This window comes from Labrenzia sp. THAF35 (genome assembly GCF_009363595.1).
In the GTDB taxonomy this organism is placed as follows: domain Bacteria; phylum Pseudomonadota; class Alphaproteobacteria; order Rhizobiales; family Stappiaceae; genus Roseibium; species Roseibium algicola.
On record NZ_CP045380.1, the window covers coordinates 3,151,381 to 3,174,585 of the forward strand.

General features: G+C 58.6%; 26 protein-coding genes. 25 read left to right on the forward strand and 1 reads right to left on the reverse strand.

Going from position 1 to position 23,205, the window contains the following annotated elements; all coding sequences use genetic code 11:
- Nucleotides 1-19: 19 nt before the first annotated feature.
- The gene (ftrA, locus tag FIU93_RS14345) at nucleotides 20-1,021 is read right to left on the reverse strand and encodes a transcriptional regulator FtrA (RefSeq protein ID WP_152505964.1); all 1,002 of its coding nucleotides are present in this window, start codon (nucleotides 1,019-1,021) and stop codon (nucleotides 20-22) included.
- 80 nt (nucleotides 1,022-1,101) lie between these two features.
- Between ftrA and FIU93_RS14350 the strand changes: the two genes are divergently transcribed.
- The 25 genes from FIU93_RS14350 to FIU93_RS14470 all read left to right on the forward strand — a co-directional run bounded on the left by FIU93_RS14350 (nucleotide 1,102) and on the right by FIU93_RS14470 (nucleotide 23,141).
- Entirely contained in the window at nucleotides 1,102-1,500 is a 399-nt protein-coding gene (locus FIU93_RS14350; RefSeq protein ID WP_023000422.1) for a rhodanese-like domain-containing protein, read from the forward strand.
- 225 nt (nucleotides 1,501-1,725) lie between these two features.
- On the forward strand, nucleotides 1,726-2,205 hold the full coding sequence (locus FIU93_RS14355; protein ID WP_152505965.1) for a hypothetical protein: 480 nt from the start codon (nucleotides 1,726-1,728) through the stop codon (nucleotides 2,203-2,205).
- Between the two features lie 102 nt (nucleotides 2,206-2,307).
- Entirely contained in the window at nucleotides 2,308-2,796 is a 489-nt protein-coding gene (locus tag FIU93_RS14360; protein WP_152505966.1) for a hypothetical protein, read from the forward strand.
- Nucleotides 2,797-2,904: 108 nt separating this feature from the next.
- A complete protein-coding gene (locus tag FIU93_RS14365) occupies nucleotides 2,905-3,375 on the forward strand; it encodes a hypothetical protein (RefSeq protein ID WP_152505967.1) in 471 nt (156 codons plus the stop codon).
- Complete coding sequence (locus tag FIU93_RS14370; protein WP_152505968.1) at nucleotides 3,258-5,786, forward strand: hypothetical protein; 2,529 nt, start codon at nucleotides 3,258-3,260, stop codon at nucleotides 5,784-5,786. The genes FIU93_RS14365 and FIU93_RS14370 overlap by 118 nt, the downstream gene beginning before the upstream one ends.
- 325 nt (nucleotides 5,787-6,111) lie before the next feature.
- Nucleotides 6,112-6,333 (forward strand): hypothetical protein, encoded by a 222-nt coding sequence (locus FIU93_RS14375; RefSeq protein ID WP_006936041.1) that lies wholly within the window; start codon nucleotides 6,112-6,114, stop codon nucleotides 6,331-6,333.
- Nucleotides 6,333-8,036 carry a portal protein gene (locus FIU93_RS14380; protein WP_152505969.1) on the forward strand — a complete coding sequence of 568 codons (1,704 nt, stop codon included), beginning with the start codon at nucleotides 6,333-6,335 and terminating at the stop codon, nucleotides 8,034-8,036. Before FIU93_RS14375 ends, FIU93_RS14380 begins: the two co-directional genes overlap by 1 nt.
- Nucleotides 8,023-8,337 carry a hypothetical protein gene (locus FIU93_RS14385; protein ID WP_055655554.1) on the forward strand — a complete coding sequence of 105 codons (315 nt, stop codon included), beginning with the start codon at nucleotides 8,023-8,025 and terminating at the stop codon, nucleotides 8,335-8,337. Before FIU93_RS14380 ends, FIU93_RS14385 begins: the two co-directional genes overlap by 14 nt.
- Nucleotides 8,338-8,339: 2 nt before the next feature.
- Nucleotides 8,340-9,251 (forward strand): hypothetical protein, encoded by a 912-nt coding sequence (locus FIU93_RS14390; protein ID WP_152505970.1) that lies wholly within the window; start codon nucleotides 8,340-8,342, stop codon nucleotides 9,249-9,251.
- 137 nt (nucleotides 9,252-9,388) lie between these two features.
- The gene (locus FIU93_RS14395; protein ID WP_139314135.1) at nucleotides 9,389-10,174 is read left to right on the forward strand and encodes a hypothetical protein; all 786 of its coding nucleotides are present in this window, start codon (nucleotides 9,389-9,391) and stop codon (nucleotides 10,172-10,174) included.
- 278 nt (nucleotides 10,175-10,452) lie between these two features.
- On the forward strand, nucleotides 10,453-10,899 hold the full coding sequence (locus tag FIU93_RS14400) for a hypothetical protein (protein WP_139314136.1): 447 nt from the start codon (nucleotides 10,453-10,455) through the stop codon (nucleotides 10,897-10,899).
- A 14-nt stretch (nucleotides 10,900-10,913) separates the two neighbouring features.
- Nucleotides 10,914-11,822, forward strand: a complete 909-nt coding sequence (locus FIU93_RS14405; RefSeq protein WP_075282661.1) for a hypothetical protein — start codon at nucleotides 10,914-10,916, stop codon at nucleotides 11,820-11,822.
- 378 nt (nucleotides 11,823-12,200) lie between these two features.
- Nucleotides 12,201-13,238 (forward strand): hypothetical protein, encoded by a 1,038-nt coding sequence (locus FIU93_RS14410; protein ID WP_139314137.1) that lies wholly within the window; start codon nucleotides 12,201-12,203, stop codon nucleotides 13,236-13,238.
- A gap of 211 nt (nucleotides 13,239-13,449) precedes the next feature.
- The gene (locus FIU93_RS14415) at nucleotides 13,450-13,788 is read left to right on the forward strand and encodes a hypothetical protein (protein WP_062488068.1); all 339 of its coding nucleotides are present in this window, start codon (nucleotides 13,450-13,452) and stop codon (nucleotides 13,786-13,788) included.
- Nucleotides 13,789-13,809: 21 nt separating this feature from the next.
- Nucleotides 13,810-14,397, forward strand: a complete 588-nt coding sequence (locus FIU93_RS14420; protein ID WP_152505971.1) for a hypothetical protein — start codon at nucleotides 13,810-13,812, stop codon at nucleotides 14,395-14,397.
- Nucleotides 14,394-16,826, forward strand: a complete 2,433-nt coding sequence (locus tag FIU93_RS14425; protein WP_152505972.1) for a hypothetical protein — start codon at nucleotides 14,394-14,396, stop codon at nucleotides 16,824-16,826. The genes FIU93_RS14420 and FIU93_RS14425 overlap by 4 nt, the downstream gene beginning before the upstream one ends.
- Nucleotides 16,827-16,829: 3 nt before the next feature.
- On the forward strand, nucleotides 16,830-17,330 hold the full coding sequence (locus FIU93_RS14430) for a hypothetical protein (RefSeq protein ID WP_152505973.1): 501 nt from the start codon (nucleotides 16,830-16,832) through the stop codon (nucleotides 17,328-17,330).
- On the forward strand, nucleotides 17,263-18,882 hold the full coding sequence (locus tag FIU93_RS14435; RefSeq protein ID WP_152505974.1) for a hypothetical protein: 1,620 nt from the start codon (nucleotides 17,263-17,265) through the stop codon (nucleotides 18,880-18,882). Before FIU93_RS14430 ends, FIU93_RS14435 begins: the two co-directional genes overlap by 68 nt.
- Before the next feature lie 89 nt (nucleotides 18,883-18,971).
- Nucleotides 18,972-20,924, forward strand: a complete 1,953-nt coding sequence (locus FIU93_RS31700) for a collagen-like protein (RefSeq protein WP_152505975.1) — start codon at nucleotides 18,972-18,974, stop codon at nucleotides 20,922-20,924.
- Nucleotides 20,924-21,565 carry a hypothetical protein gene (locus FIU93_RS14445; RefSeq protein WP_152505976.1) on the forward strand — a complete coding sequence of 214 codons (642 nt, stop codon included), beginning with the start codon at nucleotides 20,924-20,926 and terminating at the stop codon, nucleotides 21,563-21,565. Before FIU93_RS31700 ends, FIU93_RS14445 begins: the two co-directional genes overlap by 1 nt.
- Before the next feature lie 67 nt (nucleotides 21,566-21,632).
- Nucleotides 21,633-21,848 carry a hypothetical protein gene (locus tag FIU93_RS14450; protein WP_152505977.1) on the forward strand — a complete coding sequence of 72 codons (216 nt, stop codon included), beginning with the start codon at nucleotides 21,633-21,635 and terminating at the stop codon, nucleotides 21,846-21,848.
- Nucleotides 21,838-22,302 carry a lysozyme gene (locus FIU93_RS14455; protein ID WP_152505978.1) on the forward strand — a complete coding sequence of 155 codons (465 nt, stop codon included), beginning with the start codon at nucleotides 21,838-21,840 and terminating at the stop codon, nucleotides 22,300-22,302. Before FIU93_RS14450 ends, FIU93_RS14455 begins: the two co-directional genes overlap by 11 nt.
- Nucleotides 22,302-22,655 carry a hypothetical protein gene (locus tag FIU93_RS14460; RefSeq protein WP_152505979.1) on the forward strand — a complete coding sequence of 118 codons (354 nt, stop codon included), beginning with the start codon at nucleotides 22,302-22,304 and terminating at the stop codon, nucleotides 22,653-22,655. Before FIU93_RS14455 ends, FIU93_RS14460 begins: the two co-directional genes overlap by 1 nt.
- A 7-nt stretch (nucleotides 22,656-22,662) precedes the next feature.
- On the forward strand, nucleotides 22,663-22,890 hold the full coding sequence (locus tag FIU93_RS14465) for a hypothetical protein (protein ID WP_286202358.1): 228 nt from the start codon (nucleotides 22,663-22,665) through the stop codon (nucleotides 22,888-22,890).
- Entirely contained in the window at nucleotides 22,887-23,141 is a 255-nt protein-coding gene (locus tag FIU93_RS14470; RefSeq protein WP_023000448.1) for a hypothetical protein, read from the forward strand. Before FIU93_RS14465 ends, FIU93_RS14470 begins: the two co-directional genes overlap by 4 nt.
- The last annotated feature ends 64 nt before the right edge of the window (nucleotides 23,142-23,205 follow it).

A 23,205-nucleotide genomic window follows, 5' to 3' on the forward strand; every position in this document is an offset into this window, starting at 1 on the left:
TGGGGCAAGGCCGCTGGCATCAGGCCGTGCGAGCAGCGAAGCGGATGCGGTAGTCGGTTGGGCGCAGGCCGAGTTTCTTGCGGAAGTGGTGGCGGAGCGCGTGGGCGCTGCCGAAGCCGACGCGGGCCGCGATCGTTTCCATGTCGTCGTCGCCCCGGCTGAGGATCTCCTTGGCGGCCTCCAGACGCTCCTGAACCAGCCACTCGCCCGGTGTCAGCCCCGTTGCTTCGGTGAAGCGGCGCTGGAAGGTGCGCGGGCTGAGGCGGCAGAGGGCCGCCATGGTTTCAATGGTCCAGGCCGTCTGCAGCGCCTGCCTGACTCGCTCCAGAATCGGTGCGATTTCGTTGCCCTCGCGATGAGCGACGGGGCGTTCCAGGAACTGAGCCTGGTCGCCGGTGCGGTGGGCGGGAACGACGAGGCGGCGCGCAACGGAGTTGGCCTTGTCTGCCCCGTAATCCTGGCGGATGATTTCGATCATCAGATCGATGCCGGCGGCGCTGCCCGCAGACGTGTAGATCCGGTTTTCCTGACGGTAGAGCGAGGCCTCGTCGACGGTGACGGCGGGGTGCCGCTCGCGCAGCTTGTCCGCGTAACGCCAATGGGTGGTGGCGGAGCGACCGTCGAGCAGACCGGTGGCTGCCAGCACGAACGCACCGGAACAGATGGACACGAGCCGCGCGCCCCGGCTGTGTGCCTCGCAAAGCCGGTCGGCAAGCGCTTGGGGAACCGGGTAATCCGCCCCTTTCCAGCCGGGCACGACGATGATGTCCGCCTCGGCTATGCGTTCCGGGCCATGGTCTGGCAGGAGTGTCAGGCCACCATGGGCGCGTAAGGGGCCTTCCTCGACCGGGCAACTGGCGAAGCGGTACCAGTCGGTGCCGAATTCGGGGCGGGCCAGACCGAATATCTCGGCGACGATACCGAACTCGAACGTGCAGAGCCCATCGTACAGCAGGGCGACAACAAGCGGCCCTTCCAGAGCTGAGGGGGCCGCGGTTTGAGGGACTGGATCTTTTGTCATGATATTTACGTATATAGTCAATCGCGCCAATTGCCAATCGGCGTTCATACGGGCGACAAACAGCGGGAAAGGAGACCTTCATGACCAACAATGTCACCGCTGTTCCGGCCGCACCGAGCGATCTCGCCAGGGAACATTTTGCCGCTGAATTTACCTTCGAGGCCGATTGCTGGGATGTGCACGACGCCCTTCAGGGCGAGCCTGGCTTTGTGTTGCTGGATGTGCGCAGTCCGGCGCTGTTCGAAAAAGGCCATGTGCCCGGCGCGATCAACCTTCCCCACGGCAAGATCATCCGTTCCAAGATGGCCAGGTGGCCGGAGGAGACATTGTTCGTGACCTATTGCGCCGGCCCGCATTGCAACGGTGCCGCACGGGGGGCGTTGCGGCTTGCGGAACTGGGCCGCCCGGTGAAGATCATGGCAGGTGGCGTTACCGGCTGGATCGACGAAGGTTTTGAGCTGGCAACCGGTAATTCATGAGCTGAGCCGCAGCAAGAGCCCCTGCCAGCCCGACCCTGCCTGCTTTGGCCGGTCAGGCGGGGGCATTACCAGCAGCATCGGTCGAAGAGAAACGATAGCCAGGGCCGCGGCAAGGGAAGCCTTCAGGAAAGCTCCAGCGGCAGGTTGCAAAAATTCACTGGATCAACCACAATCCTCCCAGGAACAAAGAATGAACATTTTTTAGGGGATTTGGACGCAGGACCCATGGCGGATTTTGAAGACATTACCGGCTGGCGGGAAGAATTGCAGGCATATTACGAAGAAGGTGGGCAAGAGGCGGTCGATCATATCTATCGACAAGATCCAGAGGTCTTCCTTGTGAGTACCAGGCTCTCCCAAGTGCAGCATTTTGCTGAACTTCTGCTTAAAGACCCGGAACTTAGAGATGCGACTACTCAGCAAATGGAATGGTTGAAAGTTGTTGACGCCAACGGAGGTGCTGTTGGCAGGGGGGATCCGGATTGGGACAACCGGCCACTAGAGGCTCACATACTCATGGGAGACTTTTACGAATGGTACTGCCTGAAATCCGGGTATCCTCACGAAGCCAGGCATCTTTATAGTTTTGGTATGTTTACTGCCTGCGATGTCCTTGCGGGAAAATACGAATCTGTTCGCTCAAAAGCGTGTGTCGAACTTTTGCTAGACAGTGATTACATCGAACAAGACGAAGGAGGCTTGTGATGAGCAAGCAAACAGTCGTTGCACTCGACCATGCCAAGGTCGGGGCGTTTTCAGCCCAAGTTCGTTGATATTCTGACGTAAGACATTTTTGACGCAGGACCCATGGCTGATTTTGACGACATTACCGGCTGGCGGGAAGAGCTGGCCGCATTTGAGAAAACGGAAGAAGGCAGGGCCTTTTTCGACAAATACAGTTCGTGGAGCCCAACAAGACCCCGGGCACCCAAATTGCCATATGAAACAATCCTCCATTTCGCAGAGTTATTCCTCAGGCATCCGGAAGTTCTTGAGGCGCTGAAGAAATCAGGTGCTTGGCGCGATTATCTGAATGCCAATCCGGATTTTGGCCGGGATGATGAGGGGTTTGATGAGCTTTGCCCGTGGGCGGACAACGAAACCGTGTACGACTTCGAACGCTGGTATGCGATGAAAACGCAGATCCCCTATGACGGTAACCTCGATCCCGGCCGGCGCTTAGCCTACAGGGTTGCGATCGGAGAGCTTCCATCCCTGGCGGCTCCGGAGACCCGGGCTTACGCTGAAAGAGAGCATTCGACGGATATCGCCTTTTCAGACAAGGGGGCGAAATGAGAGAGAAGGTTAGTTTTCCGGACGTAAGCAGGCGCAGTGCTTCTGTCGTGTGCAAGAGTGTTTCGGAACAATTAGTGAACAATTGAGATGAATTTGGACATAGGACCCATGGCGGATTTTGACGACATTACCGGCTGGCGGGAAGAGCTGGCCGCATTTGAGAAAACGGAAGAAGGCAGGGCCTTCTTTGCCGGCAACAAGCGCTACGGTGGCATCAAAGTTCCATATGAGAACGTCGTGCAGATGGTTGAACTGATCCGTGGTGATGAAGAGCTGTACGAGGCTTTACGGAAGAAAATCTGGTTTGCGGCCTATGCCGAAAAGCATGATCTGGAAGTTCACGATGATGAGTTTGTAGAGCTGAACCCGCTCGAGGCTCATGACACCATTATCGATTTCAGGAAATGGTACCTGATGAAAGCTCCGGTTCGCTTTGACAAAAGGGACATGATCGTTGCGACATGGCTGGCCATCGATTTGGAGGAGGGCAGGCTGACATCACTCAGAACTGGACAGGCTCGAGACTTCATCAAGGAAAATTATGCGCGCTATATCTCCTTTCCGGGCGAGGAGGCTTGATGGAGAAGATCGTTGCGATAGATGCCAGTGAAATCAGCCCGATCATGAAAAACTTCGGGTTGGAAGGATTGATCGCCACCGCAAAGCGGGGCGATCTTTTTTTTTACAGCAATGATTTTGAACAGGAATTAGAGCGCGCAAGGTTTTTTGAAACAAAGAACGGCACGCTTTTCCGAGATTGGATTCGAGACCAGAGGAACCCGCCTCCGGGTTACACTCCTGACGTCAGAATCGTTGAAATTGACGACGTATTAGATGAGGAAAAAAACGATTATGACCCCAACCGGAAAAGGTTGACCAAAAAAGGAGGATTTGAAACCTGGGATATGTCGATCCGCAAGCGGATGAAGAAACATCCTGATTTCGACTATGAGATCATTTCCAGAGAAAAGGACTTTTTCGAAAACAAGAACAAGAATATCTACGATCCAGTCACCAAAAAACATGCGAAGATTGTGGATGTCCCGTTCCGTTATACATCCGTCAAAAAACTGGCTTCAGAATTGGTTGTGGATCCGACTCTGAATTTGTCGAGGGAACAATACGAGAACATTTACAGGTTTAAAGATACGAGGTTTGGCGAGGTGAAGGGCCTCGACCAGGGGCAAATTTTTTTCCCAGAGACCTATGAAGAGGTGTTGCGGCAACGTGGGATGCGCGCAAAGCCCAAAGGGGCACCGCTGCCCGAAGTAACGGGACAGCTTGGTGGCCGCATGAGCGTGTTACCGGACGAGGCTGCAAGGCCAGTTCCGATGCTTTCTTCCGGAATGCCGGTTGATGACTTGTCCGGAGCACAACTTGGTCAAAACTCGGGGATCAGCAGCAAGGCCACCGGCTCGCTGTGGGACGAGGCCACCATTAGTCGGCGGTTCATGAAGCTTGCGCGTCGAGGCGCGCCGGTTTTCGTTCTTGGTCTTGCAGCCGTTCCGGTTTTTTCAATGGTTCAGGCACGTGCGGACGAGCGGAACATACCGTTTGCGCAGGCGGCAAGAGAGCTGGGGCTGGAGTTTACAGAGGACGATCTGAAGTCCATGGCGGCGGAGGCGGGCCTCGACCTGGCCGTTTCGCTGACGCCTGTCGGGCCGTTGAAAAAGGCCTGGGACGTTTTGGGCAATCTGGACGACATTATCGCCTTGACCCAGCTTTATGGCGAAGCCTATCCGGACAACCTGGTGATCCGGAAAATGGCCGAAATTGCGACAACCGTCGAAGGATCGGAGGCATTTGGCGCTTACGTTTATGGCCGGGACGCGCTGACAGGCGCGGTGGGCAGCGCAATCGACTGGGCGTTTGCCGGCAGCGAGGATGAGGAAGAGGCCTTGCAGTCGCTGCAGGGGATACAGAACGCGCTTGAGGCCGGCGGAGCCGTGGAGCAGGCCGCAAACCGCGGCGCAACACGCGAAGAATTGACTGAAACCCTGACGAGAGACGCAGAGCTGCACCGGGGACAGGTCAGGCAACTGTTGTCGGCGGCCCCGGTGGCGGCGACAGATGCGCCGCTTACGGCACCGCGGCTGGAGGACGGCAGTCTTTCTTCTGAAACCATCCTGATGGATGGCGGGCAAGTGCCATTGGGCGAGAAGCCGGTTCTGCCAGGCTCTTCCGCCATTCTGGCCCCTGGTTTTGAGGAGGCGCGCCAAAACGGCGTGTCTGAGGGCAGCGTGTCTGGAGCCGGCGCAGTTGGGGCCGAAGTGGGCACCGGCAAGCTGGACGGCGTGAGTGCCACAACGGCGGCCGATGTTGCTGACGCCTCGGCCGGTTTGGCTGCATCTGCTGATCTGGCCCGGAAAAGTTCCTATGACCGATATCGGCAGATCGGCAGAACTGCCGCCGAAGAGGCGGAAGCGCTTGCGGATTACGAAAGGCTGTTCAGGCAAAGCTATGTCGAACTGGGCGGCCACAAGGAGGCTGCCCGGGACTATGCGATTTACCGGTTCAAGCAGATGTGGGGTCTTTCGGCCTTCGCGCCGGAGGCGGCAGGAACCGTATTGAAATATCCGGTCGAGACAGCCTATCCGGATCTTGAAAAAGACGGCCATGGTTACGTGCGCAAGGACGTTGAGGACCTGCTGAAAGCACAGGGTGTGCGCGCCGCGAAATGGCATCTGATGCCAAATGACAAGACCGGCCGGGACAGGCAGCAGGCCCCGGCGGACGAGGACGGCTACGGCCCGCGCATGACATTGACCTATGACGACGAGACCGGAAAGCGCCATTTGCTGACGGAAGACTTTCAGGCAAATGTCGGCCGGGTTCGGGACAGGGCGTGGCAGGCGCACATCCCAAACAACAGCAGGCGGGCCGCGCGGCAGGCCCCTGCCGCACCGGCTGGAAACGTTCCGGCGGCGCTGGCCGCCGCAGCGCCCGGTAAAGCCGCGCCGCTGGATGGAGCTTCCACCGGGGCGCGGTGAAAAAACACCGCTTCGGGCGCACAACCGGGAAGCTTCAAAATGCCTTTGAGTGGCAAGAGCTTTCCGGAAATGCGTGTCTGAACAACAGGTTCAGACATCTGGCCTTGCTGGACGCTTCGTCAAAACAGGGCTAAAACAGACCTCATACCGGTACTTTGGAAAATTGCGGCTTGGCCGGCAGGAACGCTTTGGCGCTGCCGGATACGTCCGTTCGATCTTTTTCCGGCCGCTTGCGCGGACCGGCCTTGAGGCGCTGCCGCCGTGCCGGCAGGCGGCGCCGATTACACGTTTTCAAGACATTGAGAGAAAGGGACCACCCATGTGCATGTTTGGTGGGGGAGGCTCCAAGCAGCCGGACCCGGAACCGACACCGCCGCCGCCGCGCGAACCCGACCCGCAGCGGCAGGCGCGCAACCTGCAGGAAAACGGGCGCCGGCGCCGGGCCGCCGCCTATAACACCCGGGCCACCAACCTGACCGGCCCGCTGGGCGTTGCCGATTACGGCAGTGCCTCGCGGCCCGGTGTCACACTTTTGGGGCGTGCGTGATGGGAGTTGTCGACGATCTGAAAACCGAGCTGCAATCGGCCCGGGCGGAGCGCCAATGGGTGGAGGCGGACTGGCAGGACTATGTCACCTATACGGCGCCGGACATGGAGCGGGCCTTCAACCGGCCCGGCGGCGTGAGCGCCCGGGATGGCATGAGCGCCCTGCGCGGGTCTGCCGCCCGGGACCGGTCACGCAAGCTGTACGACCCGACCGCCGTCTGGCTGCTGGACAGGCTTGCCTCCGGCATCGGCTCGCTGACCATGCCCGAGGGCTTTCCCTGGCATGGGGTCGGCTTTGGCGATCCGTTTGCGCCGGCGCCCAGCCAGGCGGACGAGGAGTTTTTCGAACTGGTGCGCGATCACCTGTTCCGTGTGCGGTATTCGGGGCGTTCCGGCTTTGCGCTGGCCAACCGCTCGCGTCTGCTGTCCACCGTGAAACTGGGGACGGGTGTGCTGTTTCCGGTCGAAAACGAGGACAGCCTGGCCGATATCCGCACGCCGGTTCACTACCGCTATGTGCCGCTTTACGAGATTTACCTGGTCATCGATGCCCAGGGCAACGATTGCGGGTTCTTTCGGGTGCGCACGCTAAAGGCGTGGCAGGCGGTGAAGGAATATGCCGGCAAGGTGTCGCCCAAGGTGAAGGAAGACGCGGCCGACGCGAAGCGCAAGAACACGGACTACACTTTCGTGCATGCCTGCTTTGTGCGCGAAGGCGGTCACGCCCAGGCAACCGACACCAGGAAATCCCGGTTCGAGAGCATCCACTTCGAGGAAGACAGCGGGCATATCTGCCGGCGGGGCGGCTTCTTCGAATATCCGCTGGTGATCAGCCGGTGGGACCGGGACGGGCTGTCGCCCTATGGCTCGCCGCCGCAGGCAAAGCTGATGAGCGACATCAAGAGCCTGCAGAGCCTGGCACGAGACGGGCTGATTGCCAGTTCGCAGGCGGTGCGCCCGCCGATCGCCACCCATGCGCAGGAGCGCCAGCTTGACCTCAACCCCGGCCGGATCAACCCCGGGCTGATCGACGAACAGGGCCGGCCGCTGTTCCGGCCGATGATCGACACGGTGAACCCGGGCGCGGCGGATGCGCAGATCGAGACCATCCGCGAGAAGCTGCGGGTAGGGCTTTATGGCGACCTGTGGCAGACGCTGCTGGAAGGCAATGGCCGCACGGCAACGGAAGCCAATATCCGCCGCAAGGAAATGGCCGACATGATCGGGCCGTTCTCCACCAACATCATGGCCGGAAACGAGGCCTTGTTCGAACGTGAGATCGGCATTCTGGGACGAAGGGGCGCTTTTGCCCCCGGTTCGCCCCTTGCCCCGCCGCAAAGCGTGCTGGAGGGCGATGTGACCCTGACGCCGACGGCGCCCATCGACCAGATGCGCGAGGCCGGGCATTTCGAGGCGATCATGGGCTTCCAGGAGTATCTCGGCATCGCAGCGGGGGCCGATCCCTCCATTCTGGATCTGCACGACCGGGAAGCCGAATACGACCTGACCCGCCGCGCGCTAGGGCTGCCCGCCAAGCTGAGGCGGCGGCCGGAAGAGGTGGAGGCACTGCGGCAGGAACGGGCGGCCGAGCAGCAGCAACAGCAGCAGCTTGCGACCGGCGAAAGCATGGCGCGGATCGCCCGCGACGGGGCGCCGCTTCTGCAGGCCCTGGGCGGCGAGGGAGGGCTGGATGGTCTGGCGTAGCCTCAAACGAGCCGCCCGGCGACGCCGGGAGCGGGCTGGAATGCTGGAACGGGCCTATCGGTCCGTTTTTTTGTGCCCGGACGGCGAAATCGTGCTGGCGGACCTGGCTGCCGAATGCGGCATCTACCAGGCGCCGCCGGTGAACCTGGAGCCGAGGGCGGGCGGTTATCTGGACGGGCGCAAGGCACTTTATGCCCGCATCCTGTCGATGATCCGCATTCCGCCGGAAGAGCACGCCGCGCTGCAGGAAGCCGCCCGGCTGGAAATGCTGCCCGAGTTCGAAACTGACGAGGAATATTGACGATGTACGACGCGATTGAGCCGGCAGCAGGACCGGAGGCCGGCGGGCACGACGGTTCTGGACACGATGGTATGGGGCATCACCCTTCGGAGGGGGGAGGTTTCATCGACGGCCTGAGCGATGCCGACCGGGACATGGCCGCCAACCATGGCTGGCACGATACCGCCGGCATTCTGGAAAGCTATCGCTCGCTGGAAGACAGACTGTCCGGGGCGCTGCGGGTTCCGGGCGAAGATGCCGGTAGCGAGGAGCAGGCGGCCTTTTATGCCGATGTTTCCAGCCGCTGGACACCGAAGGGCGGCTATCGCTTCAAGATGCCCGAGGCGCTGCCGGAAAACTTTCCCTACGACCAGGCCTTTGCGCAGGAAGCCGGAGACTGGTTCAAGGAGGCGGGGCTTCACCCGGAGGCAGCGCAAAAGCTGCACGACCGGTGGGTGGGCAAGATGGCAGAGCAGTTTTCCGCCCATGAGGAAGCGGCTTTTGACGCAGCGCAGAAACAGGGCGAGGCCGCCGAGGCCGCGCACATGTCTCTGGTCAGGGAATATGGCGAACCGGACAGCGACGGCTATCAGAACGCCATTGCCAAGGCCGACCGGGCGCTGAGCACCTTGAAGACGGCCGGGGTGGACCTGACAGGATGGTTTGCGGAAAAAGGCGCCCTGACCACGGCTGGCAGCGACGGTTTGCAGCAGGTGACGGACCCCGTGGCGGTAAAGCTGCTCGCCTTCATCCACGACAGCGCCTTTGCGGAAGACGGCCTGAACGGTCTCGGCGCGGGCGGGGAGGGCGGCAACCCCTTCGAGACCGGCAATCCGGACCTCAGGCAGCAGTCGGATCTTCTGGAAAACAACCCCTTGCGGGCACGGCAGATGATCGTCGCAGCGGGGCGGGATCCCAGATTGTTCGGTCTCTGAAAATGCCGCCGATTTCGGAAGAGGTTTTCGTGCCGATTTCAATTAAGGGTTGATCTGGAACAAATAATGAACATATTCTGATTGTTCAGCGTTTCGACGCTTTTCTTCGCGAGCGATCATATTTTGAGGGATCCGGAATGAAAACAAGCACCTTTCGTTGTTTCAAAGGATTAGGGGCAATTCTCAAAGTGACCGGGATCATTGTTCTCCCGTCGGTTTGCCTGGCTGCAGATGGTTCCGCCATCCCGTGGGAACAGCAGCCTGAAATTCTTCGATCGGAGATTGAGGGCTATGTCAAATCAAGCCTCGATCCCGCCACGTTCAAGGTGCGGGTCGCGGAGGACGTCCGCGTGGTTTATCTGGGCTTCTCGCCTGAGGAAATCGACCAAAATGCGGAGCAGTTTCCGGATGTCCCGGGGCATCGCATTTCGCACCTGCCCTATGGACGGAATGACTATTACAGCATTCCGGTGGATGTGTTGGATTACCAGCTTTCCAACACGATTACCGTTCTCAATGTCGATCTGGCCAAGAAGCCGGGGTCGGGAGAAGGTAGTGGCGAGAACAGCACGGAATTGACTGAAGTCCTTGCACCGAAAGGAGAGTTCTTTCAGTCGCTCGGATTATCGATTTTTGAGTTGATGAAGGTCACGGACGGTCGAGGCACCCTCGTCGAATTCGGGCCGCCAATGACGAAGTTCGGCGATTTCGAGTTTTCCTTTCGGGACAAGGTTCTCGAAACGCCTTGCACATCGGTCTTCGAGTTCGCCGGGTCTGACGACGGCGGACAGGAAAATACCATGGTTGTCTATTCCGGCGCCGAACCCGGTTCTGCCGACCAGCTCCAGTGCCTGAAGATGCAGTCTTTGGTCTTCCTGCGGCCTGCGAGCCTACCACTTTCCACAGCGCTCGAAGAGAGATGAAACTCGCTGGCAGGTGTCGGTTTATTGCGCATTTCCATAAACCTGCACAAGCTGACACCTGCCTGCAAAGTCGTGCTGTGCCATGAGCAATCGTGCCAACTGATGCCAGCAATCCGTCTGTGGAGCAGGTCAGACACCCCGGCAGAAAAATCTGGCGATCTTTTCAGTCTCCGGTGCGAAGGCCTGGCTTTCTAACCGGATGCAATTAATGGTTGTTTTTTGGAACATATCATGAACAATATGCCGGTATCAAAAGATCGAAATCGGAGAGTTCGATTGTGAAACTATCAAGACTATCGGGCATTTTGTTGGGCCTGTTTCTCGTTGCCTGTGCGTCAGATGAAGAGAGAAATTTATCAGGTGCAAACGGGAAAACGGTGGTTTCGGCCTGTGATCCCGGACCGATTTTCGAACGGCTTGAGAAAGAAATGAAAACCGGTCTTGCTGGCGCGGATCAGGAGAGGATTTCTCGCGTATACAACGAATATTTTCGAATAGTGAGAATTTGCGACAAAACTCAAGATATGACTTATGTCGTGAAGCAAGAATATGCCGACAAAAGAACCGCCGCATTTCTCGGTTTTCCACCGCCTCCCCCGTATATTTATACGCAAAAAAAATCCCGAAAAGGTGAGCTTTGCCTCAGTCGGGAGGGCTCGGAAAGTTCGTTGATTTCCGCACCGAAATGGTATTGCGAAAAGGGCGGTTGGTCTGACAACATTTAGATAAGGGCCAAGTAATGGATAATCACGGACAGCAAACGATACGTATCGGTGAGTACAAGCTGTTTGGAGTTGCCTCACATATTGTCATCACAGCTCATGATGAAACCGGCAAGCAGATCTGGGAAGTCAACGGACTTTCACATGACAGGCAAAATAATATAATTCCAATAGGAAAACCCTGGGACGGAAGCGATACGATCAAAGGTCACTTGGATAATTTTTCAAGGATGGGGCATCTCGTCGACAACCAGACAACAATTATCGCGGGGACGCCGGCTGAAATCGAGGCATACAGGATAAGAGCTCGCAGGGCTATTGATCGGATCAATGCTCAAAACCTTGATTACAGAATCGACAACCAAAATAGCAACAGCGTGGCGGGGACGGTCCTGAAGTCTTTCGGGATTTCGCCACAGGAATTGCTGAATTCAACAAGGCATCAATTTGAAAAACCAGTCCCAGGCTTTACCGAAGATCTGATCGGCAACAAAGATGTCTTACCTGCAGGATCGGCGCAGTCAGATCCTGAATTGGATGGTCAGTCGGCGCATGGCAACAGATTACGAAACCATGTTGCTGCTCCGTTTCCGATGCCGAGACCTCATTTGGCAGCGGATGACAACCGTTCGAGGGATAGTCAGCCCGCGTTGCGTGGCGAAAGTGATATTCCGCCGCCATCCTTGAGCGAACCGAAGAGCGGTGAGGCTTTTGAGAACGGTCCCATTCCGAGCGCCAAACCGAGTAGAGCTCGCTCTATGCTCCAGCCTGATAATCTGAAGAATGCAAATCCATTCGACGTGAGAAAACCCGACCTCAAACAGCAGGCCTTCCTTTTGGACCATCAGCCGACGAAGGCGAAGCAGCTTATCCTTTCTGCTGGACGAAACCCGGAGTTGTTCGGGTTCAAGGGTGTTGTCGTTTAACTGAACGACCCCTCAAATTTACGTGGTCCGATGCATTACCTCACAAATCGGATCCATCAGACGCCAGATCCTTGCTCACTTGCGAAGTCCTTTGTGCGCTTTGCCGTCAAAGCAACGCAGGCCTGTGACTGTCATCGCGATATTGCCACCTCGGCTGAGCGATCTTACCCGCTTTGAGCGATTTCTGCCCCGTTAATCGAGGAAACGGAAGTCCTCCAAAACTGCGTATTTCTTTTTTCAACCGGAACGTTGCTTCAGCTACTTCAAAATTGGAAGGGGCGACTTTTTGGCAAATTGCCTGCGGCCATGGCGAGGAAACGTGCGCCATCGACAGCAGTCCGTTAGAGCCGGAAAATTGTCAAAATCAAAGGAAATTCAATGACATCTCAAATTTCAGACATCGTCGTCCCGCGTGTGTTCACCCCCTATATGGCGGAGAACAAGCCGGCCAAGCTGATCATGCTGGAAAAATCCGGCATTCTGGCCGGTCCGGCACCGGAAATCGGCAAGCGCTTCAAGGCCGGTGGCAACCAGATTGAAGTGCCCTATTGGGAAGACCTCGACGATGCCGAGCCGACGGTGATCGACGACAGTGATAACAAGATCGGTGTCAGCAAGATCACCGCCAGTGACATGAAGGCCTACAAGCACCGCCTGGCCAAGAAATACGGTGCCAAGACGGTGGCAAGCTATGCCGCAACGGGGCGAGGCGACAGCGCCATGAACCGGGTGGCCGAACGGATCAGCGCCTACTGGGGGCGCCGCAAGGAAGAGCGCATCATCGCGACGGCAGAAGGCGTGATCGCCGACAATGTGGCCAATGACAGCGGCGACATGGTCTATTCCATCTATTCCGATGTCGGTTCGCCGACGGCCGCCAACCGCATCAGCTATCAGGCGATCAACCGGGCGCGCCTGACCATGGGTGAGAACCTGGACGACCTGCGCGTGATCGCCATGCACAGCTTCGTTTACGGCACGCTTCTGGACGACGAAAAGATCGAGTTCAAGAAACCGTCCGAAGCGCCGTTCGAGGTGCCTTACTACGCTGGCATGATGGTGGTGCATTCGGAAATGATGCCGGTGACGGCCGGGGCCAATTCGGACGAATATTCCTGCTTCCTGTTCGCGCCGGGTGCTTTCATGCATATCGACGAAGTGCCGAGCCGCTCGACGATCTACGGCAACGAAGGCACAGAAATCACTCGTGATCCGGACATTGGCGACGGCGGCGGTGCCGACTATCTGACCACCCGCCGTTTCGAGCTGATCCATCCGGCCGGAATGGATTTCACGGCGTCTTCTCTTGCCAAATCCCAGGGAGCGAGCCTGGCCGAACTGCGCAACGCGGCCAACTGGGACCGGAAATACAACCGCAAGAACGTGAAGCTGGCCTGCCTGAAGGTGAACATCTGACAGCGTACCCAGCGGGCAGTCTGGAGGCGAGCGACCGCAGACATCCACCCCAACGTTTTTGGACCGATCGACGTTTCTGCCCGTAGCCTTTCCTGCGGGCTTTTTGTTTGGTCGGTTCGACCCCTCATGGGCCTGATCAAGTCAGGGCCTGCCAAACTTCTTCGGGCGGCGTTTGCCGCCCTTTTTCATTTTCTCGAAAAAGAGGCCAGACATGGACGAGATCATCATGCGCCGCTTGCGGCATCTCCAGCGCCTGGAAGAACAACACGAAGCCGATTTTCTGGCCCGGTGCGCCCCACCCAAAACCGAGGCCGAAAAGCGGCAGGAACACCTGGCGGATGCGCTGGCCGCGGACTGGAACCGCAAGCAAAGGGCAGCAAGGCAGCCACAGGCCGAAAAGCCGCTGCCCAAAGGCTGGCGCAAGGAGCACTGGAAGACCCAGCAGGCCATGGCCGCGGATTATGCCGGCGTGAAGGCCGCCAACAAATACGAGGCTGTTCAGGCGCTTGCTGCCTATGAGGCCAAAGCCGGCGATCTTGCCGCCGCCTGACCCTTTCAAGGAAACTATTTCATGTCGGGAACCGTCAACACAGCCGTTGAGATGGCGAACCTTGCGCTTGCGCATCTGAAGGAAGCGCCCATCCGCGACTTCGATTTTTCCTCCGTGGCGTCGCGCTGGTTCAGGAACCATTATGCAGCGCACCGGGATGCCTATTTGGCCATGCACGACTGGGACTTTGCCATCGAGCTGGTGAACCTGCCTGCGGAAACCGAAAAACCGCCGTTTCGCTGGGCCTACCAGTACAAGCTGCCAGCCGGCACGCTTCGCATTCCGCAGCAGAGTGTTGGCGGGTCGCCGGGGGGGACGATCATTCCCTTCGAAGTGGTGGGGCAGCGCATCATGTCGGATCATCCACCGCCGTTTCCGCTTCGCCATGTGCGCCGGGTGGTGCGGGAGGCCGAATTCGCCCCGCTGTTCGTGAACGGGTTCGCCCTGTTTCTGGCGGCGGGCTGCGCCCATTCGATCACCGGAAAGAACAGCCGTGCGGAAGCCTTGCGCCAGGCGGCGCGGGAAGCCTTCGACCAGGCCGGAACATCCGACGCCCTGCAGGGCACGCCGCTGCCCATGATTGACCTGGATATCATTGCAAACAGATGAGCTATCACCTTCAAGCCACGTTCAGCCGGGGCGAACTCGACCCGGAGCTGATCTATCGTTCTGACCTGGAGCTGTTCCGGTCCTCCCTGGCCGAATGCCGGAATTTTCTGACGCTGAAACGCGGCGGTCTGCGCCGGCGCGGCGGCACCAAATTCATTGCGGAACTCAAGGACAGCAGTCGGCAAGGCTGGTTGATCCCGTTCGAGTTCGGAAACGGTCAATATTACATGCTTGAGTTCGGCGACCACATGTTTCGAATATTCACCAGCGAGGGGCGGGTCGGCACCGTGGAGGTTGCGACGCCCTATTCCTTCGAGGTTCTGCCGCGGCTGAAATTCGTGCAGTCGACCGATACGCTGTTCATTGCCGGAGGCGGCGTTGCTCCGCAGGCGCTCAAGCGGTTGTCGGAACTTTCCTGGGCGATCGAACCGATGGCGTTCAGGGATGGGCCCTATCTGGATGTCAATATCTCGCCGACGAACTTGAAACCGGCCGGCACGGGCAATGCTGTTCCGAAAATGACATCGAACACAGCCCCGAGCGGAGTGGTGTCTGCCTCCAACGGCAGCGCTTCGGCGTGGCAGGTGTTCAGCCGGTCGGAGGGCAAGACAGTGCTTTCATCCGGCGCAACGGGTTGGGTGCAATACCAGTTCCCCGGCAGCGTCGTGATCGATGCCTACATGCTGCAGGCGCCAAACGACAACAGCCAGAACGACGACATGCCCTGGCAGTGGAACATCGAGGCGTCGAACAACGGCTCCGACTGGACAATTCTGGATACGCAGGACGGTCAGGATACCTGGGCCTCCAACGAATGGCGGGCATATGATTTTCACAACGAAACCGCCTTTACCCATTACCGGCTGAGCTTCACGCAAGGAGGCGGATCTGCTTCGGACAATTCCGCCATCGGGCAACTGGTGTTTCACCAGGCTGGCAACGATCAGAACCCCTTCACGCTGACCGCATCAGGCACTGCAGGGATCAATGGAGGTGCCGGCTTTCAGTCGTCTGACGTCGGGCGGCATATCCGGTTTCGCGGGTCGGACGGGTTCTGGCGCTGGTTCCGGATCCACAGCCGCCAGTCGGCAACCTCGGTCAAGGTGCAGCTTTTCGGCCAGGCGCTGCAGGACACCAAGGCACAAAGCATCTGGCGGTTGGGGGCATGGTCCGGCACGACGGGATGGCCGGATACGATCGGCTGGCACAAGAACCGTCTCGCCTTCGCGGGCACCAGCGAGGAACCACAGAAGATATGGGAAAGCCAGACGGAGGACTTCACCAACTTTTCCGTTTCCCATGTTCTGAAGGCATCCGACGCGGTGACCGCGGGCATTCTTTCCGGACAGGTGAACCGGATCCAGTGGCTGGTCGACGATAACGACCTGATTGTCGGCACGACCCGCGCGGTGCGTGCCGTCGGCAAGGCGACCGATCAGGACCCTTACGGGCCGGAGAATGTCGACCAGAAGCCTGAAACGAATTTCGGCGCCAATGACGTCAGCCCGATCAAGGTGGGGTCGGTGCTGATCTACTACGGCCCTTATGGAACCGACATGCGCGAAATGGCCTATGACTTCGGCTCCGATGGCCGGGTGTCTCAGGCGGTGAGCGAGGTGCAGTCGCATCTGTTTCAGGATGGGATTTCCGGGGCCTGCTACCAGCAATATCCCGATAGCATCATCTGGCAGTGGGACCAGAAAGGCCTCGGGATCGGCTTCACCTATGAACGCCAGCAGCAGGTTTATGGCATGCAGCGCCACGATTTCGGTGGTGTGGTGGAATGTATGGCAGACCTTTCGGGCGCTGGAGCGGACACCGTCTGGATGATCGTGAAACGGACCATCGACGGACAGGTGCGGCGGTACATCGAAATCATGCAGCGGCCGTTTCCAGGTGGAATGATCGAGGATGCATGGCATCTCGATTGCGGAGCGCGCTACGAAGGCCTGCCGGCAACCACGGTCTCGGGACTTCAGCATCTGGAAGGCGAAGAGGTGATCCTTTATGCCGATGGGACCGACTATCCGGCAACTGTCACCGCCGGAGAAGCGAGCCTGCCGAATGGCCAAACAGCGGAAAAGATCCTGGTCGGGCTGAATGTTTCGGCGAGGGCGAAGACCTTGCCGTTTCCCGTCAATGCGCAGGATGGCTCAGCCATGGGCCGCAAGATGCGCGTGGACAATTGCAGCATCGCGGTTCTGAACACCGGAACCCTGAAGGCCGGGTCAGACGAGACCTTTCTGGACGAGCTGATCTACTACCGTGCGGGAGATCCTGCCGGAGAGCCGGCGCCCTTGCGCACTGGGGTGCTCGACCAGCCAATCGAAACGCGATGGGAAGACGGGGGGCAGCTTACGCTGGCAGCCAGCGGCGGCAAACCCTGCACCATCCTGGCCGTCAATTTCGGCCGAGACGCGGAGCCTTAATTCATGTGTCACCCAGCAATATTGGCTGCGGTCTCCGTTGCGGGATCGCTGGCCGGCGGCGCTGTGCAAGCGCAGGGCGCGCGCCAGCAGGCAGATGCCCAGGCAAAGGCGGAAGAGCGCCGTGCAGAACTGGCCGACCGCCAGAAGGCGGTCAACCAGACCCAGGCTTCTTTTGAGCGAAAACGAACCCTGGACAAATACGAAAGGGCACTCGGCTTCAACCGGGCTGCCGGAGCCGAACGCGGGCTATCGCAAACCGGTTCGCTGACTGATGTCGCGGACGACAATGCCTTTGAAGCGGCACAAAGCATCGAGGCAATTCGGTATGGCGCGGAAGGCAAGCGGGACAATCTGACCTTCGAGGCGAAAACGGCCCGGGAGCGGGCACATTCGAGCCGCCGCGCGGGGCGTATCAGCGCCACCGGTGCCATGCTGGGTGGTGTTACCCAGGCATTCACGACGCTTGGCAATGCTGCCTACAACGGCGCTTTCAAATTCAGGTGACAAAACGGTACTGACAATGGCGAGATTGCAGAAATTCAATGGTGCCGATAGCCTTCCGGGCTTTGGCAGTCCGCAAGTTGTCGCTGACACCGTGGTTGGAGAAGCTGCGGCAGGGCTGGGACAACAAATCCGCCGTTCGGCAGGGGCTTTCGGTGATCTTGCCGAGACCGCTGCTCAAAGACGCAGGCGAATTGAGGACTTTCAAGCTCAAATGGCTCAACGGGAATTTGACGCCAGGTTGAAGGAAAGGGCTGCGGAGGAACAGCGGCAGGCGCAACCAGGCGGCTTCGGCTTCACCGAGGCCATGATGGCTCATCTTGAAAAGTCTAGAGAGCAGGCGCTCAAGGAACTGCCTGCAGGTTCAAGAGATGCGTTCAACCGCCACGTGGAGGCACAGCGCGACCGCTATATCAACGGCTTTGCTGCAATTGAGGCGGGGGAAAACGAACGCTATTTCCAGCAGGGTTTGGAAGAAGAAGGCATCCGGCTGGCATCAGAGGTGAGCGAGAACCCGGATGGTCTCGAAGAAGCATTCGAACAGGCAAGAACGTTGCTGTCGGCTGCTCCCTTGCCGGCCGTAGGCAAAAAGGCAGCCTATGCGAAAATAAGCGAGACACTGGCAGAGGCGTGGGCTGAGACAAGACCGCTTGAAGAACTGCTACCAGCAATCGGCGACGAACTTGCAAGGCGAGAGTTTGCAGGACCGGAAGGTTTAGGAAATGAGCTCGAACAGGTGGGTGAGATCGTCAATGGTCCCGACAGGCCGGAGGCGTTTGCGGACGAAAGCCAGGTTCTGGCAGAACGGCTGAAACTGCTGCCTGGTGAAACACTGGGCCGAATGCAGGTAAATGCCGTTAAAAGCAGAGCGGCGATTGCTGCTGGGGAAGTTGGCAAGATCGAACACCGCATCGAGGCGAGTTTTGGCCAGTTCGACAAATCCGAGATCGAAGCAAACGGTTTGCTTGACCCAAGGCAGAAAACACGACTGATCGGCCAGCTTGAAGTGGCAAAAAAGGAGCATATCGCGAACATTGAAGCTGCGAACTGGCTCTTGTCTTCTGAAGAAGGGGATCGGGGCCCGCAGCGCCAGAAGAACGCGAACCGGGCGTTCACCTTTCTGGATAATGGCGAAATCGACCGGGACACACTTGCACTCAAGATTGTGGAAACGAAGGGCGTTGTTCCGGAGGGGTATGCCGCCGCCTTGAGCAAGGGAACTCGGAGCAACGAACCCGAAGTCATTTTACGAGCATACGAAAACCTCGCAAAGGTTCTGGCGTTGGCACCGCAGTCGGCTGTGTTGGCAAAAAGAGAACGCAATCTTGTCGACAGGTTTGAAAAGTGGACCCTTTTGACAAAAGGCTATGGCCTGAGTCCTGAGGAAGCCGCGGAGACGCTGGCGAAAGGCAATGATTCTGGTTCTGCGCACAATCTGGAGGAGGCTTTTGACCGGCAGTTTCCTGATTGGGAAGGGAAAGACCTCGGCAGCCAGACCTTGAAAGAGTTGCTGAGACCTGCAGATACAAGATTTCCAGAAGGATCTGGCGGATAAACGTAACAGGTCAATCCGGCGAGAGCCTTTTCGAGCCGCCAATGTGACCGTGGCTCAATTTCTGATCTCAAATTTTACCAGGGAACTCCATGACAGTAGCAGCCTTGACCGAAGGCCGCGCCCAGATCACGGGCGACGGCGTGACGGATCGTGTCGACTTGCCATTCCAGTTTGTCGACCAGAACAACCTGCAGGTATCGCACCGGACAACAACCGGCGTGATTACCGTTTGGCAGTATCAGCAAAGCCCGGGCAACTGGCACTTTACCGGCGGCAACTTCGGCACCGGTACCGTGCTCTTTGACGCCAGCGCATTGCAGGCAGGCGAAACGCTGACGGTTCTGCTGGTGAGCAAATACGATCAGCCTTACAGCCTGGCGGGCGGTGAGATTGACCCCGCAGTGATGGAACGCGCCATGGACCGGACGGCGATCAACATGCAGTCGGTCGCCACTCGGGCGCTGATCGAGGTCAACGGCGGCTTTGACCTGAAAGGCCGGCGGATGATCAACGCGCTTGATGCGGCCGACAATCAGGACTTGCCGACGCTGCAGCAGGTTCTTGAAATCGCTTCACTGCCGGGGGCTCAAGGGCCAAAAGGCCCGGTCGGCAACCAAGGCCCCACGGGTCCGGCTGGTCCGCAAGGCCCTGCCGGTCCGCAGGGACCACAGGGGGAACGCGGCCCGCTCGGCTATGAAGGTCCGCGAGGCCCAACCGGCTATCAAGGTCCGGAAGGTCCGCGCGGTCCCGAAGGGCCATCCGGTCCGACTGGCTCACAAGGTCCGATTGGGCCGCAGGGTCCGCAAGGGCCAGAGGGGCCGATTGGCAAGTCATTTGACCCGGATTTCACCGGCCTGACAGCCGACCGTGCGGCCTATGACGCTGAACCCAAAGACACGTCGTTTCTCGATACCGAGGCGGGGATTGTTTATTGGAAGCTCTCCAACGCGGTCGGCGCCTGGTCGACGGGTGTTAACTTCGGGCGCGGACCGCAGGGCTTGCAGGGGCCACAGGGCATTCAAGGCCCGGCCGGTCCTGTCGGGCTGAACCACCGTGGAACGTGGAACGTGGCAACCGCTTACGTTGAGCGGGATACGGTCAGCCATGACGGGTCTTACTTCATCTGCGTGGCGGCTCATACGGGGGTCACCCCGGAAGATGTTGCCGCAGAGTGGGACATTGTTGCGGCAAAAGGGGAACGCGGTCTGCAGGGTTTGCAGGGCATTCAGGGTCCGGAAGGGCCGCAGGGTGTGCAAGGTCCGGAAGGCATCCAAGGCCCGAAAGGTGATACCGGCGCGCAGGGGCCAACGGGTGCGGAAGGTCCGCAAGGCCCACAGGGCGACCCCGGGTTGAGCTATCGCGGTGTCTGGACTTCTGGCGATACTTACAATTCTGACGAAACGGTCACCTACAACGGATCTTCCTATATCTCGTTGCGAGTGAGCATCGGTCAGAACCCGAGCATTTCGCCGGATGATTGGGGCCTGCTTGCTGCCAAGGGTGATGTGGGTCCGGTTGGTGCAACGGGTCCGGAAGGGCCGCAGGGTTCAACCAGCTACGACGCCGGGACCGTCGGCGGTCTGACGTCGGGCCAGCTTCTGCGGTCTGATATCGGGGGCACGATCAGCGGTAGTCTGACCGTCAACGGTCACGTCTACGCCACCGGCTACGTTTACGTGAACACGGACAATAGCGGCGACGCTTGGATCGTTTTCAAAGATGCGAACAGCGGTGGTGCAGACCGTCTTTTGGGATGGGACGACAGTGCGAACGCACTCGTTGCTGAAGAGAACGACGGCGGCATTCACAAGGTTGGATTGGTCTATGATGGAAGCTCATCGGGTGAAACAAACTATCCGATTGGCACAATGGTGCTTGTTGCACACGGCACGTCTAACACGACCATAAACGCGGCTTACACCGTTCGGCGCTTCGACCAGTACGATTTTTCGATGAGTTCCGGCTCTGGATTGTCCGGAACCTGGCGCGCTCGTGGTCGTAGCTACAGCAATCAGAACCAAATTTTCCAGCGGGTGGCATAATGGAAATTCTCCAAATCCTTGGCATCGAAGCCCACGCAGATACTGACCACACAGTGACAGACGTTCAGCAACTGAGTGCAATCATAAAGCTTCGGGTTCAGTGGCCCGATGGGGGAATTGAAGAGATCCCCTATGGTATTAATCCAAAGACAGAAGCGCAAAAGGCTGCTTTTCAAAAGCAGGTGAATAAGGCCTGGGACGAATATTCGCAGCGGTTGAGAGCTTGGGAGGTGGCATATTCTGTTGGCGAGGCCGCACTGAAAGGCAAGCCTGTCTATCAAGAGCCAAAAGACCTTTCGCACGAAAATTTGGTGAGGATGGCCGTTCGCAACTGGCTTGATGCCGGCAATGCTGTACCTGCATGGGTGCCGCCGACGCCCGAAGAGCTTCGCGAACAGCTGCCTTCGTTGACCGCTCGGCAATTCCGTCTTGGCCTTCTTCAGTCCGGACGTTCTCTTTCTCAAGTGGAAGCGGCGATTGCGGCCAGCGCCGACCCTACCGAACGTGAAAAGGCGCAAGTTGAATGGGAGTATGCGGCGGAGTTCAACCGAACGCACCCGCTTGTCGTGTCTCTTTCCGCAACCCTCGGGTTCACGCCTGAAGAAGTTGACACGCTTTGGCAGAGTTCCTTGCAGCTCTGACCGGATCGACCAGCATGAAACATGCACCGCTCTTGAGGCGGTTTTTTTATGCCTGAAAGGCAGTCCAATGAAACTGGTTTCAGACTGGCGCGCGATCCTGCAAAGGGCTTGGAGCGTGCGCCTTATGCTGCTTGCTGCGCTGCTCTCTGGTGCGGAAGTGGCGTTGCCCTTTCTGGGCGACTTCATTGCGCCGGGCTTACTTGCAGCCCTGTCGGCGCTCACGGTGTCGGCCGCGTTCGTGGCCCGGCTTCTCGCACAAAGGAACATGAACAATGGGACGTAAAACCCGCCTTGTCGGCGGCATCGGCGCGGCTGCTATTGCGCTGGTTGGTGCCTGGGAAGGTCTGCGCCTGACGGCATACCGGGACGTTGTAGGTGTTCCAACCGTCTGTTACGGCGAAACGCTCGGGGTGAAGCTTGGGGACAAGCACACAAAGGCCGAGTGTGACGCAAAGCTGTTGGCCTCGTTGCAGCGGCATGAAGCCGGAATGAGAAAGTGCCTCAAGCGGCCGGATGCCATTCCCGCAAAGTCCTATGTCGCGTTCGTCAGCCTCACCTACAACATTGGGGTAGGAGGCTTTTGCCGGTCGACTGCGCGCAAGCGTCTCGATGCCGGGGACGTGCGCGGCGCCTGTAACGCAGCCAAATGGTTCAACAAGGCAGGCGGCCGGACGATCCGAGGACTTGTGAACCGCCGCGCGGCCGAGCATTCGCTTTGCCTGGAAGGGCTGAGGTAATGCCGGTGATTGCCTGGATGCTCCAAAGCCGCACCGCGTGTGCTGCCCTCGCCATTGCCGCCGTTCTGGGCGGCTTTTTTGTTTGGCACAAGGTCGACAAGTCGAGCGCGGTTCGCCGGGCCGTTGTCGAGTATGTGGCCGACGCGGAATTGACCGCAGCCCGGGTGCAGCTTGAAGAACTGAAACGCCGGAAGGTTGTCACGGAACGGGCAAACCGGCGTTTTCTCTCTCTTATCGATCAGGCCAACGCGGAAGCGGAAGCCGCAGCACAGGAGTTGGAACACTATGTTTCGACCGTTGGGGATGGCTGCACTTTGCAGCCTGATCTTTTTGACCGCTTGCGCAACCAATGACGAGCGGTTGCGAACTGCCGCCGCATTGTCGGCACAAGTGGAAGTCACCAAAGAGCTTCCGGGTTATCCGGAAGACTGCCGGCGGAAAGAAGCGTCCGGCGTTCAGATCGGGGAGCCGCTGGACGTAGCCTTGATCCGGACAGACCAGGCGCTTGGCCGCGCCAATGCCCGCGTGATGCGGTGCGGCCGGTGGTACGACGAAATCAAACAGGGCTTCGCAGGGGGCGTGCAGTGAACGAAGATCAGATGCGGGAAATTGCCCGTGAAGGTGGCAAAGAAGGCGGTCGGGAAGCAGCCCAAGAAGTGCTCAAGGCGCTCGGCGTCGATATCGAGAACACCATCGAAGCGCAGAAGGACATGCACTTTCTGCGTGATCTGCGAAAAGGAACGTCCAGCGTCAAAGGCAAGGTGATTAACACAGTGGTGGGGGCGTTGGCGTTGGCTGGCCTCTACAAGCTTCTGTCGGGAATTAGATGGGGGGCTTGAATTCTCAAAAAGGCATTGTTCGTTAACTTGACATACTGTTCACTATTTTGATGCTAGTTATTCG